Origin of the sequence: Klebsiella sp. D5A, from assembly GCF_001620885.1 — a bacterium.
Taxonomy (GTDB): Bacteria; Pseudomonadota; Gammaproteobacteria; order Enterobacterales; family Enterobacteriaceae; genus Klebsiella; species Klebsiella variicola.
On sequence record NZ_LOAR01000008.1, the window covers coordinates 193,942 to 209,320 of the forward strand.

Genomic DNA, 15,379 nt, shown 5'->3' on the forward strand with positions numbered 1-15,379 from the left:
GGTGTTGGGTATGAAGCTGAATGAGCAGATTGCCATTCCACAAGCAACGCGGGGTCAGGCCTGGCGCGCTTCAACCGATAAATGTTGTTGATTCGTTAATGAGTCTATTTTTGCCAGAGTCGGCGGTGGAGGGAAAGCGACTTAAATTCATTGCAACATGAGCCATCCTCATGTTGCTCCGCTGAGCGCTGGTTGCAAGGTGTGGAACCGGTCGTGGTGATGGCGCTATGGTCAGGCGCGGGCAACTCAGGCAACATCTGGCGAATAATCATTTGTCCAGTGAATATATGCCAGGGTACAATCTTTAACCACTATAATACGTGCTTTGACGTCGCCGCCGTGCCGTACCCGTTTGCTGGAGCTTTTGTCGTAAAGAATGATTGTTGATATCAGTATTATGTCGATGTGCATGGCCGTGCTGCTGATTATGAGCGTACTGCTGAACTAAAATGCTTCCCCAATGACACAAGCTCTCATCTGACCTTCACATTCGCGAAGAAAAAAGGAGATTCAGAGGATTCGCGTCGCATGGGATTGTCCCGCCTGCCGCCGCCCTCTACTCTTTTGGTACTTGCTAATCGAGGAATACCAGATGAAAAAAGCTATGACTGCCCTGTTCGCCATCGCCGCGGTTGCCGCCGCCAGCGCCTTTGCGGCCGATAAAACCGACGTCCCGGCGCCCGCCGTTGATAACGGGGCCCGCCCCCCGCTGGAGATGGGCCGTGGCCCCCTGCCGCCGTTCCCGCCGCAGCTTCCGCCGCACAGACCGATGCTGTTTTCGGCCACGGTAGCGACCGATACGCCGGCAGAAACCATTAACAAACTGACCGCGCTGATCCCGGCCAGCCCGGCGAAGCACTACGAAGTTCACGTTGAGGTGGTGCCCGTTACCGGGGATGCCGACGGGCAATAGCCCTTGCGCGGGTCGCCTGACCTGGGCACTGCAATAAAAAAAGCTGCCGCTTATCGCGGCAGCTTTGTTAACGAGAATGAAACAGAATGGCAGAGAATTAACTGCGCACTTTCCGGTAGATAAACAGCACGACCAGCGCGCCGATTACCGCAACCACAAAGCTGCCGAAATTAAACCCGTCGACCTTGCCAAAACCAAACAGGGTACTGATCCAGCCGCCGACCACGGCGCCGATGATCCCCAGAATAACGGTGACAATAAACCCGCCGCCGTCTTTCCCCGGCATAATCCACTTGGCTAAAATACCGGCAATAAGTCCAAAAATGATCCAGGAAAGAATACCCATGGTTAACCGTCCTCTTGTTACCTTTAAGCATTTAGTATTGAAAAGAGTAGCATATATAACGAGAGTGGATCGGCAATAATATATTTATTAGATAATTCCTTGCCGCTGCAGGGTGGTCCGTGCGACAAAATCTCTGGTCCTGACAAACCCGTTACCGTTTATTACCCTGAAAAAAGGGAGGCTATTCGCCTCCCGGTCACGGCTTATATTACTGCGGTGGTTAGCCGCGATGAACAGCATAATCGCGACTGTTCGTCGAAGATTTCGATTTGCCAGACCTGATGACGAGTGCCGACATGCAGCGCTTTACAGACCCCCCGCACCCGGCCCCCGCGCGCCGAACGAATGTGGTTGGCGTTAACCTCCAGCCCCACCACCTTCTGTTCGCCTTCGCTGCACAGATAACCCGCTACCGACCCCAGGGTCTCCGCCAGCACCACCGAGGCCCCGCCGTGCAGCAGGCCAAACGGCTGCTGCGTACGGCTATCCACCGGCATCGTGGCCTCCAGCGTATCGTCGGTAAAGGTCTCAAAGCGAATATCGAGCAGCCCTACCATGTTTCCCTCACCGAGCCGGTTGAGCTGCTCCAGCGTGGCCTGACGTTTCCAAATCATCCTATTATCTCCAGTAACGCCTGCAGCGGATGGCGAACGCCGCTGCCTTCAATGCGCTTCACCTGACTGCGGCAGGAGTAGCCCGTCACCAGACAGCGGTTACGCGGCAGCCGCTGCATCGCCTGCTGCCAGGAGAGCGCGTAAATGGCCAGCGAGTTGGCATGGTTTTTCACTTCATGGCCATAGGTCCCTGCCATCCCGCAACACCCAACGCTGACGTTTTCCAGTTTCGCGCCAAAGTGGGCAAAAATCTCTGCCCACTGTTTTGTCGCCGCCGGTAGCGCAGTCACTTCCGTACAGTGACCGAACAGGTACCAGGGCTCGCCTCCCTGTTCGGGACGGGCGGCGGTCGTCAACGCCTTCGGCAACCACTCATGGACTAACAGCACCTGGAAATCGCCGCGCTTATCGCCAAGGGTTTGCTTATACTCATCGCGGTAGCAGAGCACCAGCGCCGGATCGACGCCGACCAGCGGCATGCCAAGCTGCGCCACGCGATTGAGGAAGTCAGCCGTCTTCTGCGCGGTGCGCGCAAAGCGGGTGAGGAATCCTTTAATATGCTGCGCCTTACCGTTCGGCGAGAACGGCAGCAGCACCGGCTGATAGCCTAGCGCTTCGACGAGGCGAATAAAGTCGGCCACCACCTGGGCGTCGTAATAGCTGGTGAAGGGATCCTGTACCACCAGCACCATCTTCGCTTTCTGCTCAGCGCTCAGCGCTTCGAGCTGCTCCAGCGTCATGTTGGCAGAGCGGTGGCCGGCCATCTGCTGCTTCAGCGACGGCGCCGAAAGCAGCGGCAGATCGACCATCCCGATGTGCTTCTCCGACAGCTTTTTCAGCCACGGCTGGTTAATAAAAAAGTTAAAGGTCTTCGGCGCCTGCGCCATCAGCGGCGCATAGGATTCGACCGAGGCCACCAGATGGTCGCGTACCGGGCGCAGGTAGCGGCTGTGATACAGCTGCAGGAAGCGCGAACGGAACTCGGGCACATCGATTTTGATCGGGCACTGGGTCGAACAGGCTTTGCAGGCCAGACAGCCGGACATCGCCTCTTTGACCTCGTGCGAGAAGTCATATTCCCCTTTACGCGCATGCCAGCTGTTCCGCGTGCGCGCCACCAGCGAACGCAGGCTGACGCCCTGCTCCGGCAGCGCCTTCTCCAGCTGGTTGGGATCGACGCCGCGGTCGGCCAGCAGGCGCAGCCATTCACGCACCAGCGTCGCGCGCCCTTTCGGCGAGTGGATGCGCTGGTTGCTGACTTTCATCGACGGACACATCGGACTCTTGACGTCAAAGTTGAAGCACAACCCGTTGCCATTACACTCCATCGCCCCGCGCCAGCTGCTGCGCACCGCGATGGGGATCTGCCGATCCCAGGTGCCGCGCTTCACCGCATCGACTTTCATCATCGGCGCGTCGACCCCTTCCGGAGGACAGATTTTCCCTGGGTTCAGGCGGTTATCGGGATCGAAGACTGCTTTGATCTTCCTAAGTTCGCCGTACAGCGCCTCGCCAAAGAAGGCCGGGCTGTACTCCGCGCGGAAGCCTTTGCCGTGTTCGCCCCACAGCAGGCCGCCATACTTCGCCGTCAGCGCCACCACGTCATCGGAGATCTGCTTCATCAGCACCTCCTGCTGCGGATCGCACATATCCAGCGCCGGGCGCACGTGCAGCACCCCGGCATCAACGTGGCCAAACATGCCGTAGCTCAGGCCGTGGCTGTCGAGCAGCGCGCGGAACTCGACGATATAATCCGCCAGATGCTCAGGCGGTACGCAGGTGTCTTCAGCGAAAGGAATAGGCTTGGCGGCGCCTTTGGCATTGCCCAACAGGCCGACGGCCTTCTTGCGCATGGCGTAGATCCGCTCTACGCCATCGAGATCGTGACAGACCTGCCAGCCGATGACGCCCGCCTCGCTGCCGGCCATCAGCTCATCCAGCCGCTGGCACAGGGTAGTGACCTGCTGGTCAATCAGCGTAGCGTCATCCCCGGCGAATTCGACGATATTGAGCCCGAGCATCTCTTTATCCGGCACGTCGGTGATCAGTTCGCTTACCGAGTGCCAGACGATATCCTCGCGCGCCAGATTCAGTACCTTGGAGTCGACAGTCTCCACCGACAGCGCTTTCGCCTGCACCATAAATGGCGCATTACGCAACGCGGAGTCAAAGGAGTCATATTTGACGTTGACCAGACGGCGCACCTTCGGCAGGCGGGTGATATCCAGCCGCGCTTCGGTAATAAACGCCAGCGTGCCTTCCGAACCGGTTAAAATACGGGTCAGATCGAACTCGCTCATCTCATCGTTAAAGACATGGCGCAGATCGTACCCGGTGAGGAAGCGGTTAAGTTTAGGAAACTTATCAATGATCAGTTCACGCTGCGTCTTGCAGCGCTGGTAGACCGTGTTATAGATCCGGCCAATCGTCGATGGGGTGTTGCCCAGCGTCTCCGCCAGCGCTACTGGCACCGCCTGGGTGTCGAGGATATCGCCGCCCATCAGCACCGCTCGCAGACCGAGCACGTGATCCGACGTTTTACCGTACACCAGCGATCCCTGTCCGGACGCGTCGGTGTTTATCATCCCGCCCAGCGTGGCGCGGTTGCTGGTGGAAAGCTCAGGTGCAAAGAAGTAACCATAGGGTTTAAGAAACTGGTTCAGCTGATCTTTGATGACCCCGGCTTCAACTCGCACCCAGCCCTCTTCGGGGTTAATCTCAATGATGCGATTCATATAGCGGGACATATCGACAATAATCCCGCCGTTCAGCGCCTGGCCGTTGGTGCCGGTGCCGCCGCCGCGCGGCGTGAAGACCAGCGATGTAAAGCGCGGTTCGGCGGCGACGCGCGCCAGCAAGGCCACGTCCGCCGTAGAACGCGGGAAAAGGACCGCATCCGGCAGCAGCTGATAGACGCTGTTGTCGGTGGCCATCGTCAGCCTGTCGGCATAGCTGGTGGCGGTATCGCCGGTAAAACCCTGTTGCTCCAGTACCTGCAAAAAATTCAGCACCAGCTGAACTACCCCTGGTGCCTGAGAAATTTGTGGGATCATCACACTTGACCCTGCCTGACTATGTTGTGTTTGAAAATATTGTGTTGGTGCTAACTAAACGTTTGCGTAGCGCATTCAACTTTTTATCACATTTTTTTCATATGCGCCCACGTGTTTTCTGTGCAAAATCAGCCCGGCAATATTATTGATATTATTATCAGTACATGGATTTACGCGGCGCCAGCTTTTTGGCGCGACTGGAAAGGTAAAATTTCTCTATGATAAACCCCCATCAGCCTCGGGACATTCCGCAAATACTGCTGTCGGTGCTGTTCCTGGCCCTGATTATCATATCCTGCCTGTGGGTTGTGCAGCCGTTTATTCTGTCCTTCGCCTGGGCCGGTACGGTGGTGATCGCCACCTGGCCGGTGCTGCTGCGTCTGCAGCGCGTGCTGTTTGGCAAACGACTGCTGGCGGTGCTGGCGATGACCTTGCTGCTGTTTTTGCTATTCGTTATTCCTATCGCTCTGCTGGTCAACAGCCTGGTGGATAACAGCGTCCCGCTGATCAAACTTATCAGCAGTGGAAATGTGACGCTGCCGGATTTCGCCTGGCTGAACAGCGTGCCGCTGGTCGGCGATAAGCTGTACTCCGCCTGGCATGGTCTGCTGGATATGGGCGGCTCGGCGATTATGGCCAAGGTTCGCCCCTATATTGGCACTACCACCAGCTGGTTTGTCGGGCAAGCGGCGCACATCGGCAAGCTGCTGGTCTACTGCGGTCTGATGCTGTTGTTCAGCGCGCTGCTCTACTGGCGCGGCGAGCAGGTGGCCTATGGTTTCCGCTACTTCGCTACACGCCTCGCAGCCAAACGCGGCGATGCGGCGGTGCTGCTGGCCGGCCAGGCCGTGCGCGCCGTGGCGCTGGGCGTGGTGGTGACGGCCCTTACTCAGGCGGTGCTGGGCGGGATCGGCCTTGCCATCTCCGGCGTGCCCTACGCCGCTCTGCTGACCGTGGTGATGATCTTTACCTGTCTGGTCCAGCTCGGCCCTTTGCTGGTTCTGGTGCCGTCGATTATCTGGCTTTACTGGAGCGGGGACACCACCTGGGGGACCGTGCTGCTGGTGTGGAGCTGCGTGGTTGGCACCATGGACAACGTCATTCGTCCGGTGCTTATCCGTATGGGCGCCGACCTGCCGATGATCCTCATCCTTACCGGCGTCATTGGCGGACTGATCGCCTTCGGCATGATCGGTCTGTTTATCGGTCCAGTGCTGCTGGCCGTCTCCTGGCGTCTGTATGACGCCTGGGTACACGAAGTGCCGCCGCCGCCGAAAGACCCCGATGTCGTCCTCGAAGAGCTTAGCGAGCTGGAGGCTGGGCGCAAGTAATGCCCTGGCAGGCGGGGAGACCCGCCTGTTTCCTTGCCCGCCTATTGTTAAGCAAAATTTATCGATCGCCGGCAACGCGCTGGCCCTGAGCGCCATTCCCCTCGCTTTCCTCCCCCGGTCCTTCACAACAATTTAACTATTGAGAGGAATCTGATCGACGGCAAAGGCCTCGCTGCCTACTATTAGCTCACGGTTATAAATCAACACCTTGATTTATAAGCATGGAAATCCCCTGAGTGAAACAACGAATTGCTGTGTGTAGTCTTTGCCCATCTCCCACGATGGGCTTTTTTTTGTCCTGCGCATCGCCACACCGGACAGCCTGCAACAGGCAAAAAAAATCCCCGGCATCGCTGCCGGGGATCGGTGCTGTCAGGGCGAACTTATTTTTTCAGTTCCGCCAGACCTAACCAGGTTTGCACCACGGTATCCGGGTTGAGGGACAGACTGTCGATCCCTTCTTCCATCAGCCAGGCGGCAAAATCTTCATGGTCAGACGGCCCCTGGCCGCAGATGCCGACGTATTTTCCCTGTTTTTTCGCTGCGCGGATCGCCATCGACAGCAGGGCTTTCACCGCGTCGTTGCGCTCATCAAACAGCTCAGAGACCACGCCGGAGTCGCGATCCAGACCGAGCGCCAGCTGGGTCATGTCGTTCGAACCGATGGAGAAGCCGTCGAAGTACTCGAGGAACTGCTCGGCCAGCAAGGCGTTCGATGGGATCTCACACATCATAATGATCTTCAGCCCGTTCTCGCCGCGCTTCAGCCCCTGACGCTCCAGCTCTTCGACCACCGCTTTCGCCTGGGCGACGGTACGCACAAACGGCACCATCACTTCAACGTTGGTCAGCCCCATGTCGTTACGCACGCGCTTCATCGCTTCACACTCCAGCGCGAAGCAGTCGCGGAAGCTTTCGGAAACGTAGCGTCCGGCGCCGCGGAAGCCGAGCATCGGGTTCTCTTCTTCCGGCTCATAGCGCTCGCCGCCCACCAGGTTGGCGTACTCATTCGATTTGAAGTCCGACAAACGCACGATGACGCGTTTCGGGTAGAAGGCGGCGCCAAGGGTAGCGATCCCTTCGGTCAGACGGCCGACGTAGAACTCTCTCGGCGAATCGTAGCCTTTCATCAGCTCGCGGATTTCGTTCTGCAGGCCCGGCTCCTGGTCGTCAAACTCCAGCAGCGCGCGCGGGTGAACGCCAATCATGCGGTTGATGATAAATTCCAGCCGCGCCAGACCCACGCCTTCGTTCGGCAGGCAGGCAAAGTCAAACGCACGATCCGGGTTGCCGACGTTCATCATCACCTTCAGCGGCAGATCCGGCATCTCGCCAACGCTGGAGCTCTTGACGCTGAAGTCCAGCAGCTCGGCGTAAACGTAGCCGGTGTCGCCTTCGGCGCAGGAGACGGTCACGTTCTGGTTTTCCTGAATGCGATCGGTGGCATCGCCGCAACCGACCACCGCCGGGATCCCCAGCTCACGGGCGATAATCGCCGCGTGGCAGGTACGTCCGCCGCGGTTGGTGACGATCGCCGAGGCTTTCTTCATGATCGGTTCCCAGTCCGGGTCGGTCATGTCGGTGACCAGCACGTCGCCAGGTTCGATGCGGTTCATCTCGCTGATATCGTGGATCACCTTCACCGGGCCGGCGCCAATGCGGTGGCCGATGGCGCGCCCTTCGGCGATGATCTGCCCCTGAGCGTGGAGGGTATAACGCTCCATCACCTGGCCGCGGGAACGCACGGTTTCCGGACGCGCCTGAACGATAAACAGCTTACCGGTGTGGCCATCTTTCGCCCACTCGATATCCATCGGACGGCCGTAGTGCTTCTCGATCTGCACCGCCTGCTTCGCCAGCTCCTGCACCTCCTCGTTGGTTAACGAGAAAACATCGCGCTGCGCCTGCGGCACATCTTCGATACGCACCTGCTTGCCGTGCTCCTGAGTCGGCGCGTATACCATGCGGATCTTTTTCGACCCCATGGTGCGGCGCACGATGGCCGGGCGGCCAGCGGCCAGCGTCGGCTTGTGGACGTAGAATTCATCCGGGTTCACCGCGCCCTGCACCACCATCTCGCCGAGGCCCCACGCCGAGGTGATAAACACCACCTGGTCAAAACCGGACTCGGTATCGATAGAGAACATGACGCCGGAGGAGGCCAGATCGGAGCGGACCATCCTCTGCACCCCGGCGGAAAGCGCCACGCCGCGGTGATCGTAACCCTGATGCACGCGATAGGAGATCGCGCGATCGTTAAACAGTGAGGCAAACACGTGCTTCACGGCAACGAGCACGGCGTCAAAGCCCTGCACGTTGAGGAATGTCTCTTGCTGCCCGGCGAAGGAGGCGTCCGGCATATCTTCCGCAGTAGCGGAAGAGCGCACGGCAAATGAGGCCTCGGCGTCATCGGCGGACAGCAGGTCATAAGCATCGCGAATCGCGTTTTCCAGTTCGCTCTGGAAAGGGGTGTCGATGATCCACTGACGGATCTGCGCGCCCGCTTTCGCTAATGCGGAAACGTCGTCAATGTCGGTTTCATCCAGCAGTGCATAAATGCGCTGGTTAACACCGCTTTGGTCCAGGAACTGATCAAAAGCATCAGCGGTGGTGGCAAACCCGTTAGGCACGGAAACACCCATACCGGACAGGTTTGTAATCATTTCACCAAGGGAGGCATTTTTGCCCCCAACTCTGTCTACATCATTCATGCCGAGTTGGTTATACCAAAGCACCAGCGGTGACGAGCCATTGTTGGACATCGAGACAATCCTTTTGTGATTTAATACCAGTGAAAAAAATTTCACGATCGACTGCAGGATTATCCTGACATATTTATGGGGCTGAAAAAAACGGTGAATCGTTCAAGCAAATTATTTTTTCATTTTTCGGACTGTTCCCGCGATATTGCTAACTTGATGATTTTTAGGAATTATGACGAAAAACGCTGGAAATAACGACAAAAATAAGAAAATGAACCACCCTTTTCATAAAAAACAAAAATAGCGTTTCAATTTTAACAAGAGACAAATCAAACAGGGATATGCTTAAATTTAATATCCGTATTCAGGCAATTAAACTCATTATACCGGATGGTCAAAATGGAAAGTGCTGTAGATCGCCACGTATTTTATATTTCTGACGGTACCGCCATTACGGCAGAAGTGCTGGGGCATGCCGTGATGTCGCAATTCCCGGTTGCCATCAGCAGCGTGACTCTGCCGTTTGTCGAAAACATCAGCCGCGCGCGGGCGGTAAAGGAGCAGATCGACGCCATCTACCAGCAAACGGGTATTCGCCCGCTGGTGTTCTATTCCATCGTGATCCCGGAAATCCGCGACATTATTCTGCAAAGTGAAGGTTTTTGTCAGGACATCGTGCAGGCGCTGGTGGCCCCGCTGCAGCAGGAGCTCAACCTCGACCCGACGCCAGTGGCCCACCGTACTCACGGCCTGAACCCCGGGAACCTGATCAAATACGATGCGCGTATCGCCGCCATCGATTACACCCTCGCCCACGACGATGGCATCTCCCTGCGTAACCTCGATCAGGCCCAGGTGATCCTCCTCGGTGTGTCGCGCTGCGGCAAGACGCCCACCAGTCTGTACCTCGCCATGCAGTACGGCATTCGCGCCGCCAACTATCCGTTTATCGCCGACGATATGGACAATCTGGTGCTGCCGGCGTCGCTGAAGCCCCTGCAACATAAGATGTTCGGCCTGACCATCAACCCCGAACGGCTGGCGGCCATCCGCGAAGAGCGTCGTGAAAACAGCCGCTACGCCTCTCTGCGTCAGTGTCGGATGGAGGTGACCGAAGTGGAGGCCCTGTATCGCAAAAATAAAATCCCGTGCCTGAACAGTACCAATTATTCTGTTGAGGAAATTGCCACCAAAATCATGGACATCATGGGGCTGAATCGCAGAATGTACTAACACACTAGTACATTATTAAAAATTTGTTTATGCTATCACCCGTGGCCTATACAGGATCATGCCCTGCTCTTGCAATAAGCAGGGATTGGTTTATCGTGATGCGCATCACTTCCCGGCATTTTCGCCGCGGAAGAAACAGATTTTTGAGACCCCAATGAATAAAACAGACGAATTGCGTACCGCGCGCATTGAAAGCCTGGTAACGCCCGCGGAACTGGCCCAGCGCCATCCCGTCACGGCCGACGTGGCCGCCCACGTTTCGGCCTCCCGCCGCCGAATTGAAAAAATCCTCAACGGCGAAGACCGCCGCCTGCTGGTGATTATCGGCCCCTGCTCCATTCACGATACCGACGCGGCGCTGGAGTATGCCCGCCTCCTGCAGGGCATGCGCGAGCGCTACCAGCCGCAGCTGGAGATCGTGATGCGCACCTACTTTGAAAAACCGCGTACCGTGGTGGGCTGGAAAGGCTTAATCTCCGATCCGGACCTCAACGGCAGCTACCGGGTCAACCACGGAATTGAGCTGGCGCGGCGCCTGCTGCTGCAGGTTAATGAGCTGGGGGTACCGACGGCCACCGAGTTTCTCGATATGGTGACCGGTCAGTTTATCGCCGATCTCATCAGCTGGGGTGCCATCGGGGCGCGCACCACAGAAAGCCAGATCCACCGTGAGATGGCCTCAGCGCTCTCCTGCCCGGTCGGGTTTAAAAACGGCACCGATGGCAATACGCGCATCGCGGTGGACGCCATCCGCGCCTCCCGCGCCAGCCATATGTTCCTCTCCCCGGACAAGCAGGGGCAGATGACGATTTACCAGACCAGCGGCAACCCGTACGGGCATATCATTATGCGCGGCGGCAAACAGCCAAACTATCATGCCGAGGATATCGCTGCCGCCGGCGAGGCGCTGCGTGAATTCGATCTGCCGGAACAGCTGGTCGTTGATTTCAGCCATGGCAACTGCCAGAAGCAGCACCGCCGTCAGCTGGAGGTGTGCGCCGATATCTGTCAGCAAATTCGCGCGGGCTCCACCGCCATCGCCGGGATTATGGCAGAGAGCTTCCTGCAGGAAGGCACCCAGAAAGTGGTCCCCGGCCAGCCGCTGACCTGGGGCCAGTCGATCACCGACCCCTGCCTGAGCTGGGATGACAGCGAAAGGTTATTGAGCGAGCTGGCCGCCGCCACCGCTACCCGTCTGTAACCGCTCCGCCCGTCGCGCCTGCGGCGGGCTATTTCCTTCGGTGACTCCCCTACCAAATCCGGTAACACGATAAATAACGCTTGCCGTCAAAAACAACATTATTGATAATGATTATCATTGTTGCTTTGATTTTTATTTTGAGAGCTATGACGCGTATGGATAACACTGCCACAGCTGAAAAACCAAAAGACAATGCCCCCTATCCCGTGGCGACGGACAGGCAGATTAGCAGTCGGGTGCTGTTAGGTAGCGAAGGACGGGTAGTCATTGAACATGGCGGCCAGCGCTATCTGCTGCGCCAGACCAACGCCGGGAAGTTAATTCTGACCAAGTAAGCGCCCCGCTGAGCGCGGGGCGAGGCGAGTTAGCTCGAGCAGCTGACTTCCAGACGTTTCCCCCAGTCCGGTGGGCGGCGGACGTAGTCGTCCTCGCGATCGGTAAAGGGGTCTGCCAGCGCGGCATGCAGGCGCTCCAGCTCGCCCATATCGCCCGCCTCGGCCTGCTCTATCGCCCGCTGCGCCAGCCAGTTGCGTAACACCAGCGCCGGATTTACGCCCTGCATCCGCTGCTGGCGCTGCGCGTCATCCACCTGTTCATCACGCAGGCGCGCACGATACCCGGCAAACCAGATGTCGAAAGCCGCCCGATCGATAAACTCGTCGCGCAGCGGCGAGGCGGCGCTGAGCTGTTCGCTGTGGCTCAGCAGGCGGAACGTTCGGGTATAGTCGCTCTTCTCACGGATCATCAGGGCAAACAGCCCGTCCAGCAGGTCGTTATCCCCTTTCTGCTGGCTGAACAGGCCGAGTTTATCGCGCATCCGCTGGCCATAAGCGGTCAGCAAGGCGTGCTGATACTCATCCAGCGCCGCGTTTAACGCTTCAGCGCTGATAAACGGCGACAGCGATTGGGCGAGACGCTGCAGATTCCACAGCCCCACCGCCGGCTGGTTTTCAAAACTGTAGCGCCCCTGATAATCGGAGTGGTTGCAGATGAAGTCCGGTTGAAAATCGTCAAGGAAGCCATACGGGCCGTAGTCGATGGTCAGACCGAGAATCGACATGTTGTCGGTATTCATCACCCCATGGGCAAAGCCCACGGTTTGCCAGCTGGCGATGGTCTGCGCGGTGCGCGTGACAACGTCACGGAACCATAACAGATACTTGTCTGCCTCATCCTGCAGCTGCGGCCAGTGGTGGCGAATAACATAGTCGGCCAATTGCTGGACCTTCTGCGGCTCACGGCGATAGTAAAAATGTTCGAAATGGCCGAAGCGGACATGACTCTCGGCCACCCGCATCAGCATCGCGCCAGGCTCCACGCGCTCGCGGTAGATCGGGGTATCGCTGGTCACCATCGCCAGGGCGCGCGTCGTCGGGATCCCCAGGGCGTGCATCGCCTCCGACGCCAGACTTTCCCGGATCGTCGAGCGCAGTACAGCGCGCCCGTCCCCCATCCGCGAATAGGGGGTCAGGCCGGCGCCTTTCAGATGCCAGTCGTAACGGCGACCATCCGCAAGCTGCTGCTCACCGAGCAGGATCCCGCGTCCGTCGCCCAGCTGGCCGGCCCAGGCGCCAAACTGATGGCCGCTGTATACTTGCGCCAGCGGCGACATGCCCGGAAGCAGCGCTTCGCCGCCCCAGACACCGGCTCCATTTTCAGGCGCGAACAGGGCGTCGGGCACCCCCAACTGTTGCGCCAGCGGGGCGTTACGCCAGATGAGTCGGGCGTTATCCAGCGGCGTCGGTAACAGGGAAGTGTAAAAATCCGGCAGTTCATCCCGCCAGTGGGTGGTAAAAGAAAGGGTCATGGTTCCTCCTTCCTTCAGTGTAGTGCCTCAAACAGCGGATTAACACGGGCGGAGTGCAGGGTTATCGGCATAAAAAAGGGAAGCGCTCGCTTCCCTCTTGCTTCTGAATGACGTCAGATACGCCGCGCCTGCCAGAACTTTTTGTTCCAGTAGACGTTATCCAGCGAGGAACGGGTGACGCCCTGGCTGGTGGAGGCATGGATAAACTGGTTGTCGGTATCGTAGATGCCAACGTGCAAACCGCTCTCCCCTGAGCCGGTTTTGAAGAACACCAGATCGCCGGGCAGCAGATCGCGCTTATCGATACGGGTGCCGATTTCCGCCTGCTCGCGGGTTTCACGCGGCAGCTGGAGGGCAAATTTATCGCGAAACGTGCGCACCACGAAGCCGGAGCAGTCGACGCCGCGCGGCGTCATGCCGCCGTAGCGATACGGTGCGCCACGCCAGCTACGCAACTGCTCGTTCAGATTCGCCACCACCGTGATGGAGTCAGCCAGCCGTGGATTCGGCGGCGGTGCCCGATGGCTGCTGCAGCCGGCTAAAATTAACGCCGCCGCCAACATGAACCAGAAGCGCATTTCAGATGATCCCTCTGTCCCTAGTCTCTTTATCGCAATAATTTAGCTTGTTTATCAATATAGTGACAAGATAACTGCGTGCTACTGTGACGCGATGAGCATAATATGACCGGCCACCTCCACGCGCTGGAACGGGATCGCATAGGCAGCGGTTAAATTTTCCTCATTCAGCACCTCGGCGGTCTCTCCGCAGGCGATGGCTTCGCCCTGGCAGAGTAGCCAGCTTTGTCCGGCATGGCGCAGGGTATGGTTGAGATCGTGGCTGCTCATCACCACCGCAATCCCCGCCGCGCTCAGCTCACGTAACAGCCGATCCAGCGCCGCCTGCTGGGCCACATCCAGACTGTTCATCGGCTCATCCAGCAGCAGCAGTTGACCCGTGGGATGACTCAAGGGATCGATCTGCAGGATCACTGCCGCCAGCCGCACGCGCTGCCACTCACCGCCCGAAAGCTGATTAACCTGACGGTCCAGCTTATTGTCAAGACCAAGCCTGGCCGCGATATCGCTCAGACGGGCGCTATCGCCCTGCTGCTGCATATGCAGCGTCAGGTAGTGCCACACCGGCATGGCGAACGGCGGGGTCTGGTGTTGACACAGATATCCGCGACGGCGCGCCAGCTCCGTCGCCGGCCACTCGTCAAGCCGCCGTCCGTTAAAATGAACCGTGCCGGGGCCGTCGGACAGCCCCGCCATGCGGGCCAGCAGCGTGCTCTTCCCTGCGCCGTTCGGCCCCACCAGGTGGACAATCTCCCCGGCGCGAAAGGCCGCAGAAAACGGGGCCAGACGCCCCGCCGCTTCTACATCCTGTAGCTGCATCAGAAACGCCATTATTTCGCCAGCGCTCCTTTAATCGCCGCCACCAGCTGCGGATCGTCCGGCGTCATATCCGGAGAGAAGCGCTCAATAACGTTGCCCTGGCGATCGACGAGGAATTTTTCGAAATTCCACAGAATGTCGTCCACATACAGCGGCGCCCGGCCTTTGCTGGCCATCCGCTCATAAAAACCGCTGCCTTCCGGGGCCACCGCTTTCGGCGCGGCGGCAATCAGTTTTTGATACAGCGGCGCGCGATGTTCACCGTTGACGTCAATTTTGCTGAACAGCGGGAAGGTGACGCCGTAGGTGGTGCTGCAGAAGGTCTTAATCTCTTCTTCACTGCCCGGCTCCTGGCCGAGGAACTGGTTGCAGGGGAACCCCAGTACGCTAAAGCCCTCGCCGGCAAATTGCTTTTGCAGATCCTCGAGTTGCTCATACTGCGGCGTCAGGCCGCATTTCGAGGCCACATTGACGATCAACAGCACCTTGCCGGCAAAGGATGCCAGGGTGGTTTTCTCGCCATCAATGGTCGTCACTTCGGTATTCAGAATGTCATGTTGCATAGCCTGTCCTCAATGGATAAACCGGTTTCCGGTGAAGGTGATCCCTATCTACTGTAGCGGATTCAGCGGCCGCCATTCTACTGCCAATCCCCCCGAGTTGTCGCATGATGTAACAGCGCTTCGCTGGCCGCCGGCAACATGAAATCCTCTCAATTGGGCAGTCGACCATTTCCGTGTACAGTGTCCCGGTAATGTAATATGGTTTCGTTACTTGTTAAT

14 protein-coding genes and 1 other RNA gene are annotated in these 15,379 nt (G+C 58.1%); 7 read left to right on the plus strand and 8 right to left on the minus strand.

Translation table 11 applies throughout. The features are described from left to right. Positions 1-592: 592 nt before the first annotated feature. The gene (locus AS136_RS13765; RefSeq protein ID WP_023322843.1) at positions 593-913 is read left to right on the plus strand and encodes a hypothetical protein; all 321 of its coding nucleotides are present in this window, start codon (positions 593-595) and stop codon (positions 911-913) included. 97 nt (positions 914-1,010) lie between these two features. Here AS136_RS13765 and AS136_RS13770 read toward each other — a convergent pair whose 3' ends face one another. The 3 genes from AS136_RS13770 to ydiJ all read right to left on the minus strand — a co-directional run bounded on the left by AS136_RS13770 (position 1,011) and on the right by ydiJ (position 4,926). Then, positions 1,011-1,259: a GlsB/YeaQ/YmgE family stress response membrane protein gene (locus tag AS136_RS13770; protein ID WP_002909014.1), complete on the minus strand. Its 249-nt coding sequence runs from the start codon at positions 1,257-1,259 to the stop codon at positions 1,011-1,013. A gap of 203 nt (positions 1,260-1,462) precedes the next feature. After that, entirely contained in the window at positions 1,463-1,873 is a 411-nt protein-coding gene (menI, locus tag AS136_RS13775; RefSeq protein ID WP_008804450.1) for a 1,4-dihydroxy-2-naphthoyl-CoA hydrolase, read from the minus strand. Next, positions 1,870-4,926, minus strand: coding sequence for a D-2-hydroxyglutarate dehydrogenase YdiJ (ydiJ, locus tag AS136_RS13780; protein ID WP_012541378.1), 3,057 nt, complete (start codon positions 4,924-4,926; stop codon positions 1,870-1,872). The genes menI and ydiJ overlap by 4 nt, the downstream gene beginning before the upstream one ends. Before the next feature lie 218 nt (positions 4,927-5,144). On the opposite strand from ydiJ, the gene ydiK reads away from it, so the two are divergent. Together ydiK and rprA are read left to right on the plus strand one after the other, a co-directional pair. Continuing rightward, on the plus strand, positions 5,145-6,257 hold the full coding sequence (gene ydiK / locus AS136_RS13785; RefSeq protein ID WP_023322844.1) for an AI-2E family transporter YdiK: 1,113 nt from the start codon (positions 5,145-5,147) through the stop codon (positions 6,255-6,257). 189 nt (positions 6,258-6,446) lie between these two features. Then, positions 6,447-6,554: antisense sRNA RprA (rprA, locus tag AS136_RS13790), an RNA gene on the plus strand. A gap of 86 nt (positions 6,555-6,640) precedes the next feature. Here the strand turns inward: rprA and ppsA are convergent. Next, positions 6,641-9,019 carry a phosphoenolpyruvate synthase gene (gene ppsA / locus AS136_RS13795; RefSeq protein WP_012541376.1) on the minus strand — a complete coding sequence of 793 codons (2,379 nt, stop codon included), beginning with the start codon at positions 9,017-9,019 and terminating at the stop codon, positions 6,641-6,643. 75 nt (positions 9,020-9,094) lie between these two features. On the opposite strand from ppsA, the gene AS136_RS28680 reads away from it, so the two are divergent. The 4 genes from AS136_RS28680 (at position 9,095) to hemP (ending at position 11,728) form a co-directional block, all read left to right on the plus strand. Then, positions 9,095-9,214 carry a hypothetical protein gene (locus AS136_RS28680; RefSeq protein WP_012541375.1) on the plus strand — a complete coding sequence of 40 codons (120 nt, stop codon included), beginning with the start codon at positions 9,095-9,097 and terminating at the stop codon, positions 9,212-9,214. A gap of 144 nt (positions 9,215-9,358) precedes the next feature. Further along, positions 9,359-10,192, plus strand: coding sequence for a posphoenolpyruvate synthetase regulatory kinase/phosphorylase PpsR (gene ppsR, locus AS136_RS13800; protein WP_002909061.1), 834 nt, complete (start codon positions 9,359-9,361; stop codon positions 10,190-10,192). Positions 10,193-10,346: 154 nt separating this feature from the next. Beyond that, positions 10,347-11,393 carry a 3-deoxy-7-phosphoheptulonate synthase AroH gene (gene aroH, locus AS136_RS13805; RefSeq protein ID WP_023322845.1) on the plus strand — a complete coding sequence of 349 codons (1,047 nt, stop codon included), beginning with the start codon at positions 10,347-10,349 and terminating at the stop codon, positions 11,391-11,393. 155 nt (positions 11,394-11,548) lie between these two features. Continuing rightward, positions 11,549-11,728 carry a hemin uptake protein HemP gene (gene hemP / locus AS136_RS13810; protein WP_012967843.1) on the plus strand — a complete coding sequence of 60 codons (180 nt, stop codon included), beginning with the start codon at positions 11,549-11,551 and terminating at the stop codon, positions 11,726-11,728. A 29-nt stretch (positions 11,729-11,757) separates the two neighbouring features. Here the strand turns inward: hemP and selO are convergent, their stop codons facing one another. The 4 genes from selO to AS136_RS13830 all read right to left on the minus strand — a co-directional run bounded on the left by selO (position 11,758) and on the right by AS136_RS13830 (position 15,160). Then, complete coding sequence (selO, locus tag AS136_RS13815) at positions 11,758-13,200, minus strand: protein adenylyltransferase SelO (RefSeq protein ID WP_023322846.1); 1,443 nt, start codon at positions 13,198-13,200, stop codon at positions 11,758-11,760. A 113-nt stretch (positions 13,201-13,313) separates the two neighbouring features. Next, positions 13,314-13,778 carry an NlpC/P60 family protein gene (locus AS136_RS13820; protein WP_002909082.1) on the minus strand — a complete coding sequence of 155 codons (465 nt, stop codon included), beginning with the start codon at positions 13,776-13,778 and terminating at the stop codon, positions 13,314-13,316. Between the two features lie 81 nt (positions 13,779-13,859). Then, on the minus strand, positions 13,860-14,609 hold the full coding sequence (gene btuD, locus AS136_RS13825) for a vitamin B12 ABC transporter ATP-binding protein BtuD (protein WP_016161308.1): 750 nt from the start codon (positions 14,607-14,609) through the stop codon (positions 13,860-13,862). Further along, positions 14,609-15,160, minus strand: a complete 552-nt coding sequence (locus tag AS136_RS13830; protein ID WP_008804442.1) for a glutathione peroxidase — start codon at positions 15,158-15,160, stop codon at positions 14,609-14,611. The genes btuD and AS136_RS13830 overlap by 1 nt, the downstream gene beginning before the upstream one ends. Positions 15,161-15,379 lie beyond the last annotated feature (219 nt).

Coding starts and splice junctions, on each gene's coding strand:
- AS136_RS13765 (WP_023322843.1), top strand. CDS start 593: ATGAAAAAAGCTATGACTGCCCTGTTCGCCATCGCCGCGGTTGCCGCC.
- AS136_RS13770 (WP_002909014.1), bottom strand. CDS start 1,259: ATGGGTATTCTTTCCTGGATCATTTTTGGACTTATTGCCGGTATTTTA.
- menI (WP_008804450.1), bottom strand. CDS start 1,873: ATGATTTGGAAACGTCAGGCCACGCTGGAGCAGCTCAACCGGCTCGGT.
- ydiJ (WP_012541378.1), bottom strand. CDS start 4,926: ATGATCCCACAAATTTCTCAGGCACCAGGGGTAGTTCAGCTGGTGCTG.
- ydiK (WP_023322844.1), top strand. CDS start 5,145: ATGATAAACCCCCATCAGCCTCGGGACATTCCGCAAATACTGCTGTCG.
- ppsA (WP_012541376.1), bottom strand. CDS start 9,019: ATGTCCAACAATGGCTCGTCACCGCTGGTGCTTTGGTATAACCAACTC.
- AS136_RS28680 (WP_012541375.1), top strand. CDS start 9,095: ATGGGGCTGAAAAAAACGGTGAATCGTTCAAGCAAATTATTTTTTCAT.
- ppsR (WP_002909061.1), top strand. CDS start 9,359: ATGGAAAGTGCTGTAGATCGCCACGTATTTTATATTTCTGACGGTACC.
- aroH (WP_023322845.1), top strand. CDS start 10,347: ATGAATAAAACAGACGAATTGCGTACCGCGCGCATTGAAAGCCTGGTA.
- hemP (WP_012967843.1), top strand. CDS start 11,549: ATGGATAACACTGCCACAGCTGAAAAACCAAAAGACAATGCCCCCTAT.
- selO (WP_023322846.1), bottom strand. CDS start 13,200: ATGACCCTTTCTTTTACCACCCACTGGCGGGATGAACTGCCGGATTTT.
- AS136_RS13820 (WP_002909082.1), bottom strand. CDS start 13,778: ATGCGCTTCTGGTTCATGTTGGCGGCGGCGTTAATTTTAGCCGGCTGC.
- btuD (WP_016161308.1), bottom strand. CDS start 14,609: ATGGCGTTTCTGATGCAGCTACAGGATGTAGAAGCGGCGGGGCGTCTG.
- AS136_RS13830 (WP_008804442.1), bottom strand. CDS start 15,160: ATGCAACATGACATTCTGAATACCGAAGTGACGACCATTGATGGCGAG.